Origin of the sequence: Antrihabitans cavernicola (genome assembly GCF_008297975.1) — a bacterium.
GTDB classification, from domain to species: domain Bacteria; phylum Actinomycetota; class Actinomycetes; order Mycobacteriales; family Mycobacteriaceae; genus Antrihabitans; species Antrihabitans cavernicola.
In genome coordinates, this window is the sequence record NZ_VLNY01000005.1 from 16384 (window position 1) to 31822 (window position 15439).

At 64.4% G+C, this 15439-nt stretch carries 20 protein-coding genes; 10 read left to right on the plus strand and 10 right to left on the minus strand.

Features of this window, described 5'->3' with window-relative positions; genetic code table 11:
- The first annotated feature begins 6 nt into the window (after positions 1 to 6).
- Positions 7 to 456: an acyl-CoA thioesterase gene (locus FOY51_RS11985; protein ID WP_149430481.1), complete on the plus strand. Its 450-nt coding sequence runs from the start codon at positions 7 to 9 to the stop codon at positions 454 to 456.
- Here FOY51_RS11985 and FOY51_RS11990 read toward each other — a convergent pair.
- Together FOY51_RS11990 and FOY51_RS11995 are read right to left on the minus strand one after the other, a co-directional pair.
- Positions 453 to 1475: a phosphotransferase family protein gene (locus tag FOY51_RS11990; protein ID WP_149430482.1), complete on the minus strand. Its 1023-nt coding sequence runs from the start codon at positions 1473 to 1475 to the stop codon at positions 453 to 455. The two genes, FOY51_RS11985 and FOY51_RS11990, sit on opposite strands and share 4 nt — an antisense overlap.
- On the minus strand, positions 1475 to 2299 hold the full coding sequence (locus FOY51_RS11995) for an SDR family oxidoreductase (RefSeq protein ID WP_149430483.1): 825 nt from the start codon (positions 2297 to 2299) through the stop codon (positions 1475 to 1477). The genes FOY51_RS11990 and FOY51_RS11995 overlap by 1 nt, the downstream gene beginning before the upstream one ends.
- A gap of 72 nt (positions 2300 to 2371) precedes the next feature.
- On the opposite strand from FOY51_RS11995, the gene FOY51_RS12000 reads away from it, so the two are divergent.
- Positions 2372 to 2740, plus strand: coding sequence for a DoxX family protein (locus tag FOY51_RS12000; RefSeq protein ID WP_149430484.1), 369 nt, complete (start codon positions 2372 to 2374; stop codon positions 2738 to 2740).
- Here the strand turns inward: FOY51_RS12000 and FOY51_RS12005 are convergent.
- A complete protein-coding gene (locus tag FOY51_RS12005) occupies positions 2737 to 3213 on the minus strand; it encodes an Lrp/AsnC family transcriptional regulator (protein ID WP_149430485.1) in 477 nt (158 codons plus the stop codon). The genes FOY51_RS12000 and FOY51_RS12005 overlap by 4 nt on opposite strands.
- A gap of 62 nt (positions 3214 to 3275) precedes the next feature.
- Here FOY51_RS12005 and FOY51_RS12010 point away from each other — a divergent pair, with 62 nt between their 5' ends.
- The gene (locus FOY51_RS12010) at positions 3276 to 4442 is read left to right on the plus strand and encodes an MFS transporter (RefSeq protein WP_149430486.1); all 1167 of its coding nucleotides are present in this window, start codon (positions 3276 to 3278) and stop codon (positions 4440 to 4442) included.
- Here FOY51_RS12010 and FOY51_RS12015 read toward each other — a convergent pair.
- The 4 genes from FOY51_RS12015 to FOY51_RS12030 all read right to left on the minus strand — a co-directional run bounded on the left by FOY51_RS12015 (position 4384) and on the right by FOY51_RS12030 (position 8321).
- Positions 4384 to 5082, minus strand: a complete 699-nt coding sequence (locus FOY51_RS12015; protein WP_149430487.1) for a type IV toxin-antitoxin system AbiEi family antitoxin — start codon at positions 5080 to 5082, stop codon at positions 4384 to 4386. The two genes, FOY51_RS12010 and FOY51_RS12015, sit on opposite strands and share 59 nt — an antisense overlap.
- A gap of 355 nt (positions 5083 to 5437) precedes the next feature.
- A complete protein-coding gene (locus FOY51_RS12020; protein WP_149430488.1) occupies positions 5438 to 6856 on the minus strand; it encodes an NAD(P)(+) transhydrogenase (Re/Si-specific) subunit beta in 1419 nt (472 codons plus the stop codon).
- On the minus strand, positions 6856 to 7185 hold the full coding sequence (locus tag FOY51_RS12025) for an NAD(P) transhydrogenase subunit alpha part 2 (RefSeq protein WP_149430489.1): 330 nt from the start codon (positions 7183 to 7185) through the stop codon (positions 6856 to 6858). Before FOY51_RS12025 ends, FOY51_RS12020 begins: the two co-directional genes overlap by 1 nt.
- Positions 7185 to 8321: an NAD(P) transhydrogenase subunit alpha gene (locus tag FOY51_RS12030; RefSeq protein WP_149430490.1), complete on the minus strand. Its 1137-nt coding sequence runs from the start codon at positions 8319 to 8321 to the stop codon at positions 7185 to 7187. Before FOY51_RS12030 ends, FOY51_RS12025 begins: the two co-directional genes overlap by 1 nt.
- A gap of 180 nt (positions 8322 to 8501) precedes the next feature.
- Between FOY51_RS12030 and FOY51_RS12035 the strand changes: the two genes are divergently transcribed.
- The 3 genes from FOY51_RS12035 to FOY51_RS12045 are packed head-to-tail and all read left to right on the plus strand — an operon-like array spanning position 8502 to position 10386.
- The gene (locus tag FOY51_RS12035; RefSeq protein WP_149430491.1) at positions 8502 to 8939 is read left to right on the plus strand and encodes an HIT family protein; all 438 of its coding nucleotides are present in this window, start codon (positions 8502 to 8504) and stop codon (positions 8937 to 8939) included.
- Positions 8932 to 9744, plus strand: coding sequence for a maleylpyruvate isomerase family mycothiol-dependent enzyme (locus FOY51_RS12040; RefSeq protein ID WP_149430492.1), 813 nt, complete (start codon positions 8932 to 8934; stop codon positions 9742 to 9744). The genes FOY51_RS12035 and FOY51_RS12040 overlap by 8 nt, the downstream gene beginning before the upstream one ends.
- A gap of 3 nt (positions 9745 to 9747) precedes the next feature.
- On the plus strand, positions 9748 to 10386 hold the full coding sequence (locus tag FOY51_RS12045; protein WP_149430493.1) for a Type 1 glutamine amidotransferase-like domain-containing protein: 639 nt from the start codon (positions 9748 to 9750) through the stop codon (positions 10384 to 10386).
- A 12-nt stretch (positions 10387 to 10398) separates the two neighbouring features.
- On the opposite strand, the gene FOY51_RS12050 is transcribed toward FOY51_RS12045, so the two are convergent.
- The 3 genes from FOY51_RS12050 to FOY51_RS27165 form a co-directional block, all read right to left on the minus strand.
- Entirely contained in the window at positions 10399 to 10713 is a 315-nt protein-coding gene (locus FOY51_RS12050) for a hypothetical protein (protein WP_235916283.1), read from the minus strand.
- A 111-nt stretch (positions 10714 to 10824) separates the two neighbouring features.
- On the minus strand, positions 10825 to 11439 hold the full coding sequence (gene bluB / locus FOY51_RS12055) for a 5,6-dimethylbenzimidazole synthase (protein ID WP_149430821.1): 615 nt from the start codon (positions 11437 to 11439) through the stop codon (positions 10825 to 10827).
- A gap of 43 nt (positions 11440 to 11482) precedes the next feature.
- Positions 11483 to 11683, minus strand: coding sequence for a hypothetical protein (locus FOY51_RS27165; protein ID WP_187776281.1), 201 nt, complete (start codon positions 11681 to 11683; stop codon positions 11483 to 11485).
- 10 nt (positions 11684 to 11693) lie between these two features.
- On the opposite strand from FOY51_RS27165, the gene FOY51_RS12060 reads away from it, so the two are divergent.
- The 4 genes from FOY51_RS12060 (at position 11694) to FOY51_RS12075 (ending at position 15432) form a co-directional block, all read left to right on the plus strand.
- Entirely contained in the window at positions 11694 to 12104 is a 411-nt protein-coding gene (locus FOY51_RS12060) for a DUF4232 domain-containing protein (RefSeq protein WP_187776282.1), read from the plus strand.
- Between the two features lie 5 nt (positions 12105 to 12109).
- The gene (locus FOY51_RS12065; RefSeq protein WP_235916284.1) at positions 12110 to 13486 is read left to right on the plus strand and encodes an FAD-binding oxidoreductase; all 1377 of its coding nucleotides are present in this window, start codon (positions 12110 to 12112) and stop codon (positions 13484 to 13486) included.
- 14 nt (positions 13487 to 13500) lie between these two features.
- A complete protein-coding gene (locus FOY51_RS12070; RefSeq protein WP_149430495.1) occupies positions 13501 to 13779 on the plus strand; it encodes a GNAT family N-acetyltransferase in 279 nt (92 codons plus the stop codon).
- A 72-nt stretch (positions 13780 to 13851) separates the two neighbouring features.
- Positions 13852 to 15432: an alkaline phosphatase D family protein gene (locus FOY51_RS12075; RefSeq protein ID WP_149430496.1), complete on the plus strand. Its 1581-nt coding sequence runs from the start codon at positions 13852 to 13854 to the stop codon at positions 15430 to 15432.
- Positions 15433 to 15439 lie beyond the last annotated feature (7 nt).

Here is a 15439-nt window from a genome sequence, read left to right on the forward strand (position 1 = left end):
CGTGGCGTGACTGCATCGGAGCGACCCGTCGACTATCCCGTCCTGTGGCGAGTTCCAACTCGGTGGGCGGACAACGATCACTACGGCCATGTCAACAACGTCACCTATTACGCGTACTTCGACACGGCGGTCAACGCATGGTTGATGGACGCAACAGGCACCGATATTCGTGAGCTGTCCGCTATCGGCATCGTCGCCGAGACCTCGTGCACATTCGTCAGCGAGCTCAGCTTCCCCGAGCAGCTGCAGGTCGGGTTGTCGGTGGTGCGCCTCGGCAATCGGAGCATCGTCTACGCCCTGGCCATCTTTCGGGAGCAGTCCGACCGCCTGGAACTTGCCGCGACAGGCCGCTTCGTCCACGTCTACGTCGATCGTGACACCCGCAAGCCGGTGCCGATCCCCGACGAGATCCGCACCGCGGCAACCTCGCTGGTCGTCAATCGCGGTGAAGACTAAAGCTGGTACTGGTCCGCGCTGATGACGGCACGCTCGATGATGTCGTCCACCAGCTCCGCCGTCGGACCGACGGCCGCCGCGTTGCGCGGATCGTTGGTCAGCCGACGCAGCACACCTTCGGCGATGATCCCCACCTTCCACAATGCCAGCGTGTGCCAGAACCCCAATGCCGCTGCATCGCGACCGGTTTCGGCGAAGTACGCGGCCGCCAGTTCCGCGCGGCTGGGAAACCCCGGCAACGTCGACGACATGAACTGGCCGATGTAGTTCTCACCCTGCTCCGGCCAATAGGCCAGCAGCGCACCGATGTCCGCAAGCGGATCGCCGAGCGTGCACAGCTCCCAATCCACCACCGCCACCACCTGACCGTCGTCGTTCGACGTGATCACGTTGCTCATGTGGAAGTCGCCGTGCACCAACGTGAGCTCGTGCTGCTCCGGGATCGCGGCGTGCAGCCTGGTGGCCAGCTGTTCGACGGCGGGAACCTCACGGGTCTTGGACTTCTCCCACTGGCCGCTCCACCGGCGCAACTGACGTTCCGCGTACGGCTTGTGGCTCGCAAGATCGTCCAGCCCCGCACTTTCCAGGTCGACTGCATGGATGCGACCCAACGTCCGAGTCAGCGATGCACCGATCGCAGCACGGCGTTCGACGGAAAGCGTCTCGGCGACGGAGACGTCATCGACCACCGTTCCGTCCACGAAGCTCATCAACATCAGCGGCGCGTCGGTGATCGCGGGATCTTCGGTCAGCCCTAGCACTTTCGGCACTGGCACCGCGGAACCCTGCAGCGCGGAGAGTATTCGGTGCTCGCGAACCACGTCGTGCGCGGATGCGAGCAACGTGCCGAGCGGCGGGCGACGGAGCACCCACTTGGCACCGCCCGCATCGGTGATCAGGTTGGTCAGATTCGACTGGCCGTTGCCGATGCGTTTGAACGTCAGCGGTCCCGTCGCACCGATCCCGAGGTCGGCAACCCAGGCCTCGACAGCCGATTCGTCGATTCCCGCCGACCCCATCAGTTCTCCCCCTGCGCCAGCAAACCTGCTTGGTACCTTCGCATTCCGCCGATCCAGCGGTCGTAGTCGGCGCCCTTCTGTCGATACATGTCGAGAACCTGCGGGTGTGGAAGAATCAGGAACCGGCCGTCGGCGATAGCTTCGACCACCCGTTCGGCCACCTCGGCAGGCTGCAATACCGTTCCCGCGGAGGTCACCGCACGGGCAGCCAGAACGGCGTCGCCGTCACCGATTTCGAATCCGGTGTCGAGCAATTCGGTCTTGACCCCCATGGGACACAGGCAGCTCACTCCGATGCCGCGATCGCCGTAGGTCACCGAGAGCCACTCCGCGAATCCAACTGCCGCGTGCTTGGTGACCGCGTACGGCACCGACCCGAGCTGGGTCAGCAGACCAGCTGCCGACGCCGTCGACACGAAGTAGCCACTGCCCCGCTCGATCCAGCCGGGCACCAAGAGTCTCGCCGCGCGGACGTGCGCCATCACGTTGACGCCCAGCGCCTTGGACCATTGCTCCTCGGTGCTGTCCAAACCCAGGCCACCCGGAATTCCGGCATTGGCGAAAAAGATGTCTACAGGCCCCAATTCGCGCTCGGCTCGGGCGATCAGGTCCGCGAGCACAGCTTCGTCGGCGACATCGCCGGCCACTGCCAGCGCGGTGCCAGGATGTTCCTCGTTGATGTCGGCGGCCACCCGTTCGGCCCCGTCGGAGTTGAGATCCGCGACGAGAACCTTGCCACCACCGCTCACGATCCGGCGGGCAATGGCCTCCCCGATTCCTGCTCCGCCTCCGGTGACTATCGCTACTTTGCCTGAGATGTCCACCAGACGATGCTAGACGTCTCGATTCGGCCAAGGGCGCACTCGGCACGGACAGCCGATGATAGGAATTCAGTCATGGATGTCGCCGCTGTTGTCTGCTCGGTAGCGCTTGCGGTTGCGGCGATGGTGTCCGGCGTCCCGAAAGTGCAGTTGCAAGGTTTGACGTGGGCATTCATGCGCAGCCGAGGAATAAGCGCAAATCAGGTGCGCGCCATAGGATCCGGCGAGCTGATCGGTGTCGTCGGTTTGATGGCAGGACTGTTCTGGCGACCCGCGGGAGTTGTCGCGGCCGCTCTCCTACTTCTGTTGTTCGGCGGAGCCGTCGTCTTCCACGTCAGACACGGCGACTACGGAAATCCGGACATGCGCATGCCCGCGCTGGCACCGTTCGCATTGACGATCCTCAGTTTCCTGACGCTCGTGGTCGTCTCGACCACGCTCTAGCGCCGTTCGTCGGCGAGCCTTTCCAGCAGCGGCGTCATCCGAGGTCCGACGAGTTCGCGCATCACCAACGCCATATTCGTGCGTTCCACACCAGGTATGCGGAGGATCTGGCCTGCGATGCGATACAGGTCGTCGGCGTCGGTTGCGACCACCTTCGCCTGCAGATCCGTGAGTCCGGTCATGCCGTGCACCTCGACCACTTCGGCGATGCCCGCCAACGCATCCACCGCGGAGTCCAGTTGATGCTGATCGACGACGATCGCAACGAAGGCTGACAGCGGATAGCCCAGCGCCCGAGGATCGACTCGCCGGTCGAACGAGCCGAGCACCCCGGCCGCATCCCAGCGGGACAGCCGCGCTTGCACGGTGTTGCGGGACAGGCCCAATCGCTGTGCGAGTTCGACGCCCGTCGCGCGTGGGTTGCTTTCGAGCTGCAGTAGCAATCGCGCATCTGTGGCGTCCAACGTCGTCATGCGAGGCAGTATGCCATCCTTCGACGCTCTCGCCCGTGCATTTTGCGCAACCGGTACATTGAATGCTCGTGCCTATCCAACTGTCCCCGCGTCGTGCGCGGGCGAGCGTGTTCGGGATATTCGGGCTCAACGGCTTCTTGTTCGCCATGTGGGTGGTCCACATTCCGTCGATCACCCAACGAACCGGGGTCTCGAACGCGACGCTCGGCGGCCTACTGCTGGTGCTCGCTGCGGGCGCACTGATCGGAATGCGGATCGCCGGGCCCCTCGCCGACCGATTCGGCAGTCGGCTGCTCACTGGGGTTGCAGCGCTCGGCCTGTCTGCTGCGGTACTCGGTCCCGGCCTGGTGCACGACGCCGACGAGTTGGGAATTGCGTTGGGGCTGTTCGGCTTCTTCAACGGTGCGCTGGATGTGGCGATGAACTCGCAGGCGGTGGAGGTCGAGCGACTCTATCGACGACCGATCATGTCGGCATTCCATGCCCTGTACTCGTGCGGCGGGCTCGTCGGATCGCTGATCGGCGCCGCAACGCTGCGTGCCGACTGGAACCTGCACTTGTCGCTGGCGTTGGCTGCGTTACTCGGCCTGGTGGTCGTAGGCGTGTGCTGCATCGGTTTGCTTCCGCATCTGCACACTGCCAAGCCTGCACAGGGTCGTACGCGAATGTCGCGAAAGGCATTGGCGCTCGGTCTGATCGCCTTCGCCATGCTGCTCTCCGAAGGCGTCGCCAACGATTGGAGCACCCTGCAGATCAAGGAGCACCTCAGCGCCACCGATGCGACGGCGGCACTGGCGTTCGGTGCGTTCTCGGTGATGATGACGATCGGCCGTTTCGGCGCCGATCGAATCGCAGGGGCATTAGGGCCGGTAGCGATCGTCCGCTATGGAACGATCGTGGCCGCGGTCGGCATGGCGATCGTCGTGGTGTCCGGTTGGGTGCCGCTGACGCTGTTCGGCTGGGCGCTGTTCGGCCTTGGCCTCTCCGGCTGTATCCCCCAGATTTTCACCGCCGCAGGCAATCTCGGGACTGGTGCCGCGGGCGCGAACATGTCGAGGGTGTTCAGCATGGGCTACCTCGGCCTGCTCGCCGGACCAGCTGTGATCGGCTGGCTGACCAAGCTGATCCCCCTCAATGCCGCAATGGCGGTACCGCTGGCAGCAGTGCTCATCACCTGCGCGGCCGCCGGGGTGGTCCGCCCATCGAGTGCTGCTCCAGTGCACGCCTGATCGGCTCCGTGAACTTCTCAGGATCGCTGTAAACCTGGTCCGACGTCGCGTAGAACATTTGCCAGCCATGATCGGTCAGCCAGTTGTGACGCCTGTTGTCTCGGCTGACCGCCAGTTCGCTCGAGTGCAACTCCCTGCTCTCGTATTCGAGGCCGACCTTCCACCGTTCCCAACCGAGGTCGAGACGGCGATCCATTCCGCTCACCCGCACCACGACCTGCAGATCCGGCGTCGGTAGACCTGCATCGATACACCGCAAGCGAGTACGCGACTCCATCGGCAATTCGGCAAGCGGATTCGCTATCGGAACCAGCTCGGTTGCTTGTCGAATGCCGCGGTTTCCAACCTGCCGAGCCAGTTCGGCATCCAGCATCCGGCGAGCGACGCCACGACGTAATGCGCTGTCCACCACGGCCAGTGCGTCGAGCCGACCGTAGAGACGCGCCAACTCGATTGCGGTGCGCGCCGCATCCGTCGTCGGTAGACCCCGGACGGTGGTCAGGTTCCCGACAGCATCTCGGTGCACGACCAGCCCCGAACTGCGTGACGTACGCGGCGCCGTGCACAACACGTGGGTTCGGGGGTCGTCGAGTACAGCGAATCCGTGTAGCTGAGCCGCGGTGTGTCTGCACGCCGCCACCTAGGCGCTCAGCGACAGACGTGCAGCTTCGAGAGCCAGCGGCACCGAATGCGGTGTAGTTGACTCTCGGTAGACCCCGTGAAACCCGGGCCCATTCACCACGGGAAACCCGACTGCGGAGCTCGGCAACGCTGTACTCCGTCAGCGCTTGCTCCCGGGTTAATACGCCGCGCTGGCTGTTGCGGTATCTGCAGAGTTCGGTTCGCACGCAGTCAGCATGCGCGACCAGCGACCGGAGCTAGCCGACGCGACCTGGGGAAACAGTCAGCTGTGGATACCTTTCTTCGCGTCGAGTGCATAGAAACGGTGGCTCGAGCAGCGCAAAGAGCGACCGTTTCTATGCACTCGGCGAAAATTACAGCGCTTTCAGTTCCTCGGTCACTGCTGCCACAGATTTCTTGGCATCGCCGAAGAGCATCGAGGTGGTGTCGGCATAGAACAGCGGGTTCTCGATGCCCGCGAAGCCGGAGTTCATCGAGCGCTTGAGCACGATCACCGACTTGGCCTGATCGACATTGAGAATCGGCATGCCGTGGATCGGTGAGCTCGGATCGTTGCGCGCGGCGGGGTTGGTGACGTCGTTGGCGCCGATCACCAGCACCACATCGGTGCGGCCGAATTCGCCGTTGATGTCGTCCATTTCCTTGAGCGCGTCGTACGGCACTTCGGCCTCGGCCAGCAGCACGTTCATGTGACCGGGCATGCGACCGGCGACCGGGTGGATCGCGTACTTGACCTCGACGCCCTTGCCCTCGAGCATCGACGCCATCTCCTTGACCGCGTGCTGCGCCTGCGCGACCGCCATGCCGTAACCCGGCACAACGATCACCTGATTGGCGTACGCCATCTGGATAGCGGCGTCAGCGGCATTGGTGGATTTCGCGGTCTTGGCCTCACCGTCACCGGCGACCGCGGCAACGCCCGCACCGCCGAACCCACCGGCCACGATCGCCGGAATCGACCGGTTCATCGCCTTGGCCATGAGGTTGGTGAGGATGGTGCCCGACGCACCGACGATCATGCCCGCCACGATCATCGCCTGGTTGTTCAGCGCGAGACCTGCTGCGGCAGCGGATAATCCGGTCAACGCGTTCAGCAGCGAAATGACAACAGGCATATCTGCGCCACCGATCGGCAGCACCACCATGAGGCCGAGCACACCGGCGAGCACCAGCACACCGATGATCCACAACTGCGACGCACCGTCACCGGACGCGCTGATGCCGATGACCACCGACGCGGCGATTGCACCGATCAGCAGCAGCGCGTTGACCGGCTGCTGCAGCTTACCCAGCGTGATCGGCGAGCCGGGCAGGATCTCCTGCAGCTTGCCGAACGCGATCAGCGAACCCCAGAACGAAATCGAGCCGATGATCGCCGCGAACAGCGAGCCGATGATGATGTGCACGGTCGGCTGCTCGCCGTGATTGAAGTGCGAAAAGCCGTTGGTATCGACGAACTCGGCCCAGGCGATCAGTGCGACTGTGCCGCCGCCGACGCCGTTGAACAGCGCGACCAGCTGCGGCATCGCCGTCATCTTGGTGCGGCGTGCCGGCGGAATACCCAGCGCCACACCCACGACCAGCCCGGCGACGATCAGAATCCAATTGTTGGTGTCGCGGATCGAAATCAGTGTTGCCACAACGGCGATCACCATGCCGACGGCAGCGATCTGGTTACCGCGCACAGCTGTCTTGGGACCGGTGAGCCCCATCAAGCCGTAGATGAACATCGCGAACGCGATGATGTAGAGAACCGTGATCAGGTTGTTCATCAGGCAGCATCCTTCTTCGACTCGACCACTGCCTTGTCAGCCGGCTTCGACTTGAACATGCCCAGCATCCGGTCGGTGACGACGAAGCCACCGATCACGTTCAGCGTTCCGAACACCAATGCGACGAACAAGATGATCTGGATCAGCACCGACGGGTGATCCATCCTGCCCAGCGTCACCAACGCGCCGAGCACGACGATGCCGTGGATCGCGTTGGTGCCGGACATCAGTGGGGTGTGCAGGGTGTTGGGCACCTTGGAGATCACGGCGAACCCGACGAACCCGGACAGCACCAGGATCGCGATGTTCGCGAGCAGTTCGGTGTACATCAGTTCGCCTCTCGCTCACGTGTCACGCAGGAATCGGCAAGCACCTGATCGGTGAAGTCGGGTTCCACAGTCACATTCCCCGTCGCTCCGCTCGCCCCGTCACCCTCGACCAACATCAGCTCGAGCAGCGCGGAGATGTTCTTTGCATACAACTCGGACGCGTGCTCGGGCATGGTTGCCGGAAGGTTGAGCGGCGAGCAGATGGTCACGTCGTGCTTGACGACGGTCTGACCGGGCTCGGTGAGCTCGCAGTTGCCGCCGGTCTCGCCCGCCAGGTCGACGATCACGCTGCCCGGCTTCATGCCTTCGACGGCCGCGGCCGTCACCAAACGCGGTGCGGGACGGCCGGGTACGAGCGCCGTGGTGATCACGACGTCGAAACCCTTGATCGCGTCTTCGAGCGCCTTCTGCTGCTGGGCGCGCTCGTCCTCGGTGAGCTCGCGGGCGTAGCCACCCTCACCGGCCGCGTCGATACCCAGATCGAGCCACTGCGCACCCACCGAGCGAACCTGGTCGGCGACCTCGGGTCGCACGTCGTATCCGGTAGGACGACCGCCGAGGCGTTTCGCTGTCGCGAGTGCCTGCAGGCCTGCGACGCCGACACCGAGGATCAGCACGGTCGCGGGCTTCACGGTGCCCGCCGCGGTGGTCAGCATCGGGAAGAACCGGGTGGATTCGGACGCGGCCAACAGCACGGCCTTGTATCCGGAGACATTGCCCTGCGAGGACAGCGCGTCCATCACCTGCGCACGAGAAATACGCGGAATCGCCTCGACGGCAAAGGCCTGCACACCGGCAGCCTTCAGCGCACCGATCTTGTTGTCGGCATTGCGCGGCGCCAGGAATCCGATCAGCGTCTGTCCCTTGGACAGCTTGCCCACCTCGGCATCGCTAGGCGGCGCGACCTTGACAACAACGTCCGTCGACCAGGCGTCACCGATGGTCGCACCGGCGTCGGTATAGAGAGAATCCGGAATCAGGGCGCCCAGGCCGGCACCGGATTCGACGATCACGTCGACTCCCTTACCCACCAGCGCGGTCACGGTCTTCGGCACGAGCGCCACACGCCGCTCGCCGTCGTTCGTTTCCCGAACGACGCCCACGCGGGGCCTTGGGGCACTACTAGCTGTCTCCAACTGTCCGACTTCCTGTGAGTTTGTCGTACGGACGCGACTGAACCTACACTACCGTAACTTACTCAAAAGTAAGATCGAGTGTCACACCTACCGCAGGCCAGCGGTGAGCGTAACCCACGACCGAAATCGACCGTGATGCCCGTAGACGGCGGCCGCCGGTCTGCCGCTACTGTCGAGCCCGTGACCTCCTGCATCTTCTGTTCCATCGTCGCGGGTGATGCGCCGTCGACTCGGGTGTACGAAGACGACGACATTCTCGCGTTTCTCGATGTGCGCCCGATCCTTCGCGGTCACACCCTGGTGATACCGAAGACGCACGCGGCCCAACTCGACGAACTCGACCCGGAACTGGGCGCTCGCATGTTCCGCGTCGGCCACCGGTTGGCCAACGCGGTCCGCCACTCAGAGCTGGCCGCGGACGGCGCGAACTTGCTTGTCAACGACGGTAAATCTGCCTTCCAGACAGTTGCGCACACGCACTTGCACGTGCTCCCCCGGCACAACAGCGACAAGCTGCGGTTCGCACGCGGGTTGATCTTGCGCCCCAACAAGGATCCCGAAGGGGCGGCCGCGGCGATCCGATCGGCGCTGCAACGGACGGAATCGACGGATGACTAGCAAAGCCGAGATCACCACCGCGCTCTTCGACGAGTGGACCGCGATCGACGATGTGCTCAGCGCCCTCGACGACAACCAGTGGCGGTTGCCGACGCCGCTGCCGGGCTGGGACGTGCATGCCGTCGTCGCGCACATGATCGGCACCGAGAGCCTCATGCGCGGCGACCAGTTACCGACCGTCGACGTCGACGTTCGAGCACGCCCGCACGTCAAGAACGAGCTCGCTGCGATGAACGAACTGTGGGTCGAGAGCCTTCGACCGCTGACCGGAACCGAGATGCTCGCTCGATTCCGCGAGGTGACAGCGCTACGCAGAACCGACCTCACCGACATGTCCGACGACGACTGGAACGCGCCGACCCCGTCGCCGATCGGTGACGTCCCTTACGGCCGTTTCATGCGAGTTCGGCTGTTCGACTGCTGGATGCACGAACACGACATTCGCGATGCGGTCGGAATCCCCGGCGACGAGGGCGGCGCGCGCGGACGCCTCGCGTTCCAGGACATCGCCGACGCGATCCCCCGCGTGTTCGCCAAACGCGGCAAGGCGCCGGAGGGCTCCCGCATCGCGGTGGCGCTGAGCGGACCGTTGCCGGAGAACCTCAACGTCGCCGTCGACGACAGGGCCGCGTTGGTCGACAGTTTCGACGGTCTCGCGACTACGACGATACGGATGGATTCCGGTGTGTTCACGCGACTGGCCGGTGGAAGAACCAGCGTCGACGCGCACAAGGACGACATCGAAATCGAGGGCGACCGAGCGGTAGGTCAGCGAATCGTCGACAACCTCGCTTTCGTGTTCTGACCCATGCGACTCTTTTTGGCCTCGTACCGGTTCGGCGACCATCAGGATCGCTTTCTGGAACTGGCAGGCACGCCCGGCAAAGTCGCGGTGATCGCCAATGCTGCGGATGCGTGGCCGCCGGCGGCGCGGGAATCGGCGGCGGTCAGTGACTGCGCTCCGCTACGCAAGTTGGGATTCCAACCGAGCGAGGTCGACCTTCGCGACTACGTCGACAGGACCGATGCGCTGGCAGCAACCCTCGCCGAATTTCCCGTGGTCTGGGTTCGCGGCGGCAATACGTTCGTCCTACGCGCTCAATGCGCGCGTAGTGGCACCGATCGAGTTCTACGCGACCGCTTGGCCGACGACTCGCTGGTCTACGCGGGCTACAGCGCAGGCGCCTGCCTGCTGACGCCGTCGTTGCATGGCATCGAAGCCGCCGACGATCCGGACGAGGTGCTTCCCACCTGTGGCATCGAGCCGATCTGGGATGGGCTCGGCCTTGTCGACCGGGCAATCGTTCCGCACTGGAATTCGGTCATCGATACCGACAACGCGAGCCGGACGATCGTCGACCGCTATCTCGCCGACGACACCCCGCACTGGGCGCTGACAGATCACCAGGCGATCGTGGTGAACGGCGAATCGGTGCAGCGGCTCTAACCGATCTGGGCTTTAACCGATCTGGGCGAGCGGAGCAATCCGATCGAGGGCGGCCCAGGTGATGAGGCAGCGCCGCATCGTCATCTCGTCGGCCTCGGCGAGCAGCAGATCCAACAGCAACTTCGGGTTCGATCGCCACGCTTGTTCGATCTCGGCGACGACGGCGTCATCGAAGAGACCTGCGCTTTCCAGGGCGCTCACCCAGTCGTGGATGTCGCACCTGTGGATCTGCTCGAGCGAGTCGTAGTCGACGCCGCCGTCGACGAACTCGTACGAGAACAGCGCAGAGATCATTTCGGCAGAGTCCTGGTGAGCGGATTTAGGCACTGCTACCTCCTCGTTCGGGTTCGCTGACGCTATGCCTCCTACAGGCAACATTGCGTGTCGCACCCGCCACGATCTGGTAACAGAGTTACGGATGTGACTCATGTGACTCGCTCAGAATTGCTCCCAGTGCACCGCATCGTCGAGTGGTCGACCCGCCCGCCAGCCGAATCTCTCCAGGTCGGGTGCCGTCTGAAACTCTGCGACACTCCCCACGCACAACCATGCGATCGGGCGCACCCCGGCCGGGACGGCAACCAAGTCACTCAGGAACCGCTCGTCGTAGAACGACACCCATCCGACGCCGACCCCCTCGGCGACCGCCGCAAGCCATAGGTTCTGAATGGCGAGCACGGCGGAGAACACCCCGGTGTCGGCGACGGTCTGGCGTCCGAGCACGTGTCGACCACCGCGCGCGTGGTCGTAGGTGACGACGATGCCGGTGCCGCTCTCTACGATCCCGTCGATCTTGATGGGGTCGAACGTCGCTGCCCGATCGGGCGGCAAGGTGTCTGCGAACACCTGACGCTGTTCGGCCACATGGCCGGCGAACGTGGCCAGCACACCCTTGTCGCGAACGACGACGAAATCCCACGGCTGGCTGTTGCCAACGCTCGGTGCCCGATGCGCCGCGTCGAGGATGCGACGAAGCACGTCGTCCGCAACCACCTCACCCGTGTACTCGGCCCGCACATCGCGTCGGATTCTGATCGCGTCGTAGACAGACATGTCGGGGGTCATCGCACCAGATTGGCACGGCTACTACCGTTGATCAGATGAGGTGTACGCGAACGGCCGCATCGGCAGCTTTGTGCATCGGCGCGATCGGGCTCGTTGCATGCGGATCGGGCGACACGACGACGGCAACGACGGGAACCAGCACCGCTCCGACAACCGCGATTGCATCGTCGCAAGTGCCGTCGGCGCCACCGTCGACCACCCCGTCCGCTCCCGCGAACCCGGCCGGCTGCACCGTCGGAGAGTTGACCGCCTCCCTCGGCAACGAGGGCGCCGCGGCGGGTAGCACCGCATTCGCCGTCGTCTTCACCAACACCGGCAAGCGGTCCTGCACGCTCGATGGCTTTCCCGGCGTCTCGTACGTGCAGAGCGCAGACGGTCAGCCGGTCGGCGCTCCAGCTCAACGGCAGAGCATCGCCGCCGGGCCCGTGCGCATCGAGCCGGGCGAGCAAGCCTCGGCGTTGGTAATCGCCGTCAACGTCCAGAATTACCCTGCGGGGCAATGCAATCCGACTCCGGTCAACGGCGTGCGCGTCTACCCGCCCAACTCGTACGACTCGGTGTACCTACCGCGCAACGGACTTGCATGCGGGTTGGCGAGCGTGAACAGTCAGTTGAAAATTGGCCCAGTTGTGGCCGGAGCGAGCGGACAGTGACATCGATGGAACGCGGGACGCCGATGGACCTGACCGAGCTTGTCGAGCAACTTCCCGACGGATCGGTGCTCACAGATCCCGATCTCACGGCGAGCTATCGGCAGGACTGGGCGCGCGATCCCGACGCCGGCTCACCCCTCGCCGTTGTCCGGGCTACGTCGACCGAGCACGTTCAAACGGTAATGCGTTGGGCGACCGCACATCACGTACCGGTGGTGCCCAGAGGCGCGGGTTCCGGATTGTCCGGCGGAGCGACCGCTGTCGACGGTGGCATCGTGCTCACCACGGAACGAATGCGCGACATCACGATCGATCCGGTCACCCGTACGGCGGTGGTCCAACCCGGCCTGCTCAACGCAGAGGTGAAAAGGGCAGTCGCCGAACACGACCTGTGGTATCCGCCGGATCCGTCGTCGTTCGAGATCTGTTCCATCGGCGGCAATACCGCGACCAATGCAGGCGGACTCTGCTGCGTGAAGTACGGCGTAACCACCGACTACGTCCTCGGCATGCAGGTGGTGCTGGCCGACGGCACCGCGGTGCGGCTCGGCGGTCCACGTCTGAAAGATGTTGCGGGACTGTCGCTGACCAAGCTCTTCGTCGGTAGCGAAGGCACCCTCGGCATCATCACCGAAATCACCCTCCGGCTCATTCCGGCGCAGCCCAAGCAAGCGACGGTCGTCGCGACCTTCTCCACCATGGAGGATGCAACCGGAGCCATTCTCGACATCACCCGATCGCTACGGCCGTCCATGCTCGAGTTCATGGACAAGGTGGCGATCAACGCGGTCGAGGACGCGATGAACATGGGCCTCGACCGCACCGCCGAGGCGTTGCTGATCGCGCGATCGGATTCGCCGGGCGCGTTCGCCGCCAGTGAGGCCGCAACGATGGAGGCGGCCTGCTCCGCACACAATGCCGCCGAAGTATTCAGCACGGAGGACGCCGAGGAGGGTGAAGCATTCTGCGCCGCACGCCGTTTCGCGATTCCGGCCGTCGAGCGCAAGGGCTCGCTGCTGCTCGAAGACGTGGGCGTCCCGCTCCCCCAGCTACCCGATCTGGTCAACGGCATCGCGGCCATCGCCGCCGAACGCGACGTGATGGTGTCGGTGATCGCCCATGCCGGCGACGGCAACACGCACCCGTTGATCGTCTACAACGCCGACGACGCCGCGATGACAGAGCGAGCGCATCTGGCGTTCGGCGAGATCATGGACCTGGCAATCGCGTTGGGCGGCACCATCACCGGCGAACACGGCGTCGGCAGGCTGAAGAAGGCATGGCTTCCCGACTACCTCGGCGAGGACGTCATGGAACTGACCCGACGGATCAAGCACGCACTCGACCCCGACGGAATCCTCAATCCCGGCGCAATCCTGTAAGAAAGGGCGACCCAATGTCGACACGCATCGAGCACAAGCCGGAACTCAGCAGGTTCGAAATCTTTTCCGACGACGAGCTGGCCGGATACGCCGAGTACGCGGAGCGACCTGGTGTCCGCGACTTCAATCACACTCTGACCTTTCCGCAGTTTCGCGGCCGTGGTTTGGCGGCTCAGGTGGTGCAGTCCGCCCTTAATACCTCCCGCGAGCAGGGGTTCAAGGTGATGCCGACCTGCTGGTTCGTCGACGAGTTCATAAACGGTCACGCCGAGTACAAGGATCTGGTGGCGTAGTCCGTACTGAATTCACGGCACAGCCACGGCGAAGTCGGCTGATCGTAAAGTCGGCCTGTCACGCTCCGATCCGTGGGCATCTCGCGACGCAGATTCCTCGGGTACGGCACTACGGGCGCAGCGGCGGTGCTGATGGGAACCGGCGCGGTCGCGAGCGCGAAACCCTTTCCCACACCCGCCCGCATGGACAATCCCTTCACTCTGGGGATCGCGTCCGGTGATCCGGCACCCGACGGCATAGTCCTGTGGACTCGATTGGCCCCCAATCCCTTTGCCCCGGATGGCTTCGGCGGGATGCCCGACGCTCCGGTCACCGTCGAGTACGAGGTCGCGCGCGACGAAGGTTTCCGTCACGTGGTTCGGCGCGGGAGTGCGGTTGCCACTCGTGAACTCGGGCACTCGGTGCATCCGGAGGTCGCAGGGCTCGCGCCGGACTATGTGTACTACTACCGATTTCGTGCAGGCGATGTCATCTCACCGGTCGGTCGTACGCGAACGGCTCCCCTGCCTGGCTTCGCCAAGAACAATCTGAAGTTCGCGTTCGCGTCGTGCCAGGCGTGGAACGACGGCTTCTACACCGCCTACGACCACATGGCCGCCGAAGACCTCGACCTGGTGGTACATCTCGGCGACTACATCTACGAGCAAGGTCTGCGCGACAACAGGCGCGGCGCGCCCGTCGAACCGCAGTTCGGCGGCGAGGCGTTCGACCTCGCGCGCTATCGCCTGCAGTACGCGCGATACAAGGCGGAAGCACCGCTCCAGCTTGCACATTCGCGGTTCCCCTGGATCGTGACGATGGACGATCACGAGGTCGAAGACAATTGGGCGGGCGACATCTCCGAACTCGACTTCGAGATCGACCAGATACCGGCGGTGTTTCGGCAACGCCGCGCTGCCGCATTCCAGGCGCTCTACGAGCATCAGCCGTTGCGAGCCGCACAGACCCCCGCAGGCCCGAACATGCGGTTGCACAGGCGAATCGCGTACGGCAACCTGGCCGAGTTCACCATTCTCGATACCCGCCAGTACCGCGACGACCAGGCCTGCGGCGACACCCTCACCGCGAACTGCCCCGACCGATTCCGATCGGATCGCACATTGCTGGGTGCGGCGCAACGTGATTGGTTGCTCGGCGGCTTCACCACCTCGGCCGCGCGCTGGCAGGTGATCGGCAATCAGGTGCCGATGGGCCAGACCGATGCGGATCCAGGGCCTGCCACGCAGGTCTACACCGATCCGTGGGACGGCTACGTAGCCGATCGCAACACGGTGCTGTCCGAGGCTCAGCGGCGAGGAGTGCGCAATCTGGTGGTGATCACCGGCGATCGTCGTCAGAACTACGCGGCAGATCTGCGCCGCGACTTCAGCGACCCGAATTCACCTGTGGTGGCAACGGAATTCGTCGGCACCTCGATCACCAGTGGCGGCGACGGCGCCGATATCGACGATCAGGGCAAGACCTTCCTTGCCGCGAACCCGAACCTGAAGTTCTTCAACGGCCAGCGCGGCTACGTCCGCGTGCACGTCGATCAAGCCCAGTGGCGCAGCGACTTCCGCGTCGTCCCCTACGTCGAGAAGCCAGGTGCACCGATCAGCACCCGCGCGACCTATGTCGTCGAAGACGGCGCCGCCGGTGCGGCCCGTGCGTGACGATCGA

What these genes read in the sequence shown, in the direction of transcription:
- FOY51_RS11990 (WP_149430482.1), bottom strand. Translation starts at nt 1,475, where the DNA reads ATGGGGTCGGCGGGAATCGACGAATCGGCTGTCGAGGCCTGGGTTGCC.
- FOY51_RS12000 (WP_149430484.1), top strand. Translation starts at nt 2,372, where the DNA reads ATGGATGTCGCCGCTGTTGTCTGCTCGGTAGCGCTTGCGGTTGCGGCG.
- FOY51_RS12005 (WP_149430485.1), bottom strand. Translation starts at nt 3,213, where the DNA reads ATGACGACGTTGGACGCCACAGATGCGCGATTGCTACTGCAGCTCGAA.
- FOY51_RS12010 (WP_149430486.1), top strand. Translation starts at nt 3,276, where the DNA reads ATGCTCGTGCCTATCCAACTGTCCCCGCGTCGTGCGCGGGCGAGCGTG.
- FOY51_RS12020 (WP_149430488.1), bottom strand. Translation starts at nt 6,856, where the DNA reads ATGAACAACCTGATCACGGTTCTCTACATCATCGCGTTCGCGATGTTC.
- FOY51_RS12025 (WP_149430489.1), bottom strand. Translation starts at nt 7,185, where the DNA reads ATGTACACCGAACTGCTCGCGAACATCGCGATCCTGGTGCTGTCCGGG.
- FOY51_RS12040 (WP_149430492.1), top strand. Translation starts at nt 8,932, where the DNA reads ATGACTAGCAAAGCCGAGATCACCACCGCGCTCTTCGACGAGTGGACC.
- FOY51_RS12045 (WP_149430493.1), top strand. Translation starts at nt 9,748, where the DNA reads ATGCGACTCTTTTTGGCCTCGTACCGGTTCGGCGACCATCAGGATCGC.
- bluB (WP_149430821.1), bottom strand. Translation starts at nt 11,439, where the DNA reads ATGTCTGTCTACGACGCGATCAGAATCCGACGCGATGTGCGGGCCGAG.
- FOY51_RS12065 (WP_235916284.1), top strand. Translation starts at nt 12,110, where the DNA reads ATGGAACGCGGGACGCCGATGGACCTGACCGAGCTTGTCGAGCAACTT.
- FOY51_RS12070 (WP_149430495.1), top strand. Translation starts at nt 13,501, where the DNA reads ATGTCGACACGCATCGAGCACAAGCCGGAACTCAGCAGGTTCGAAATC.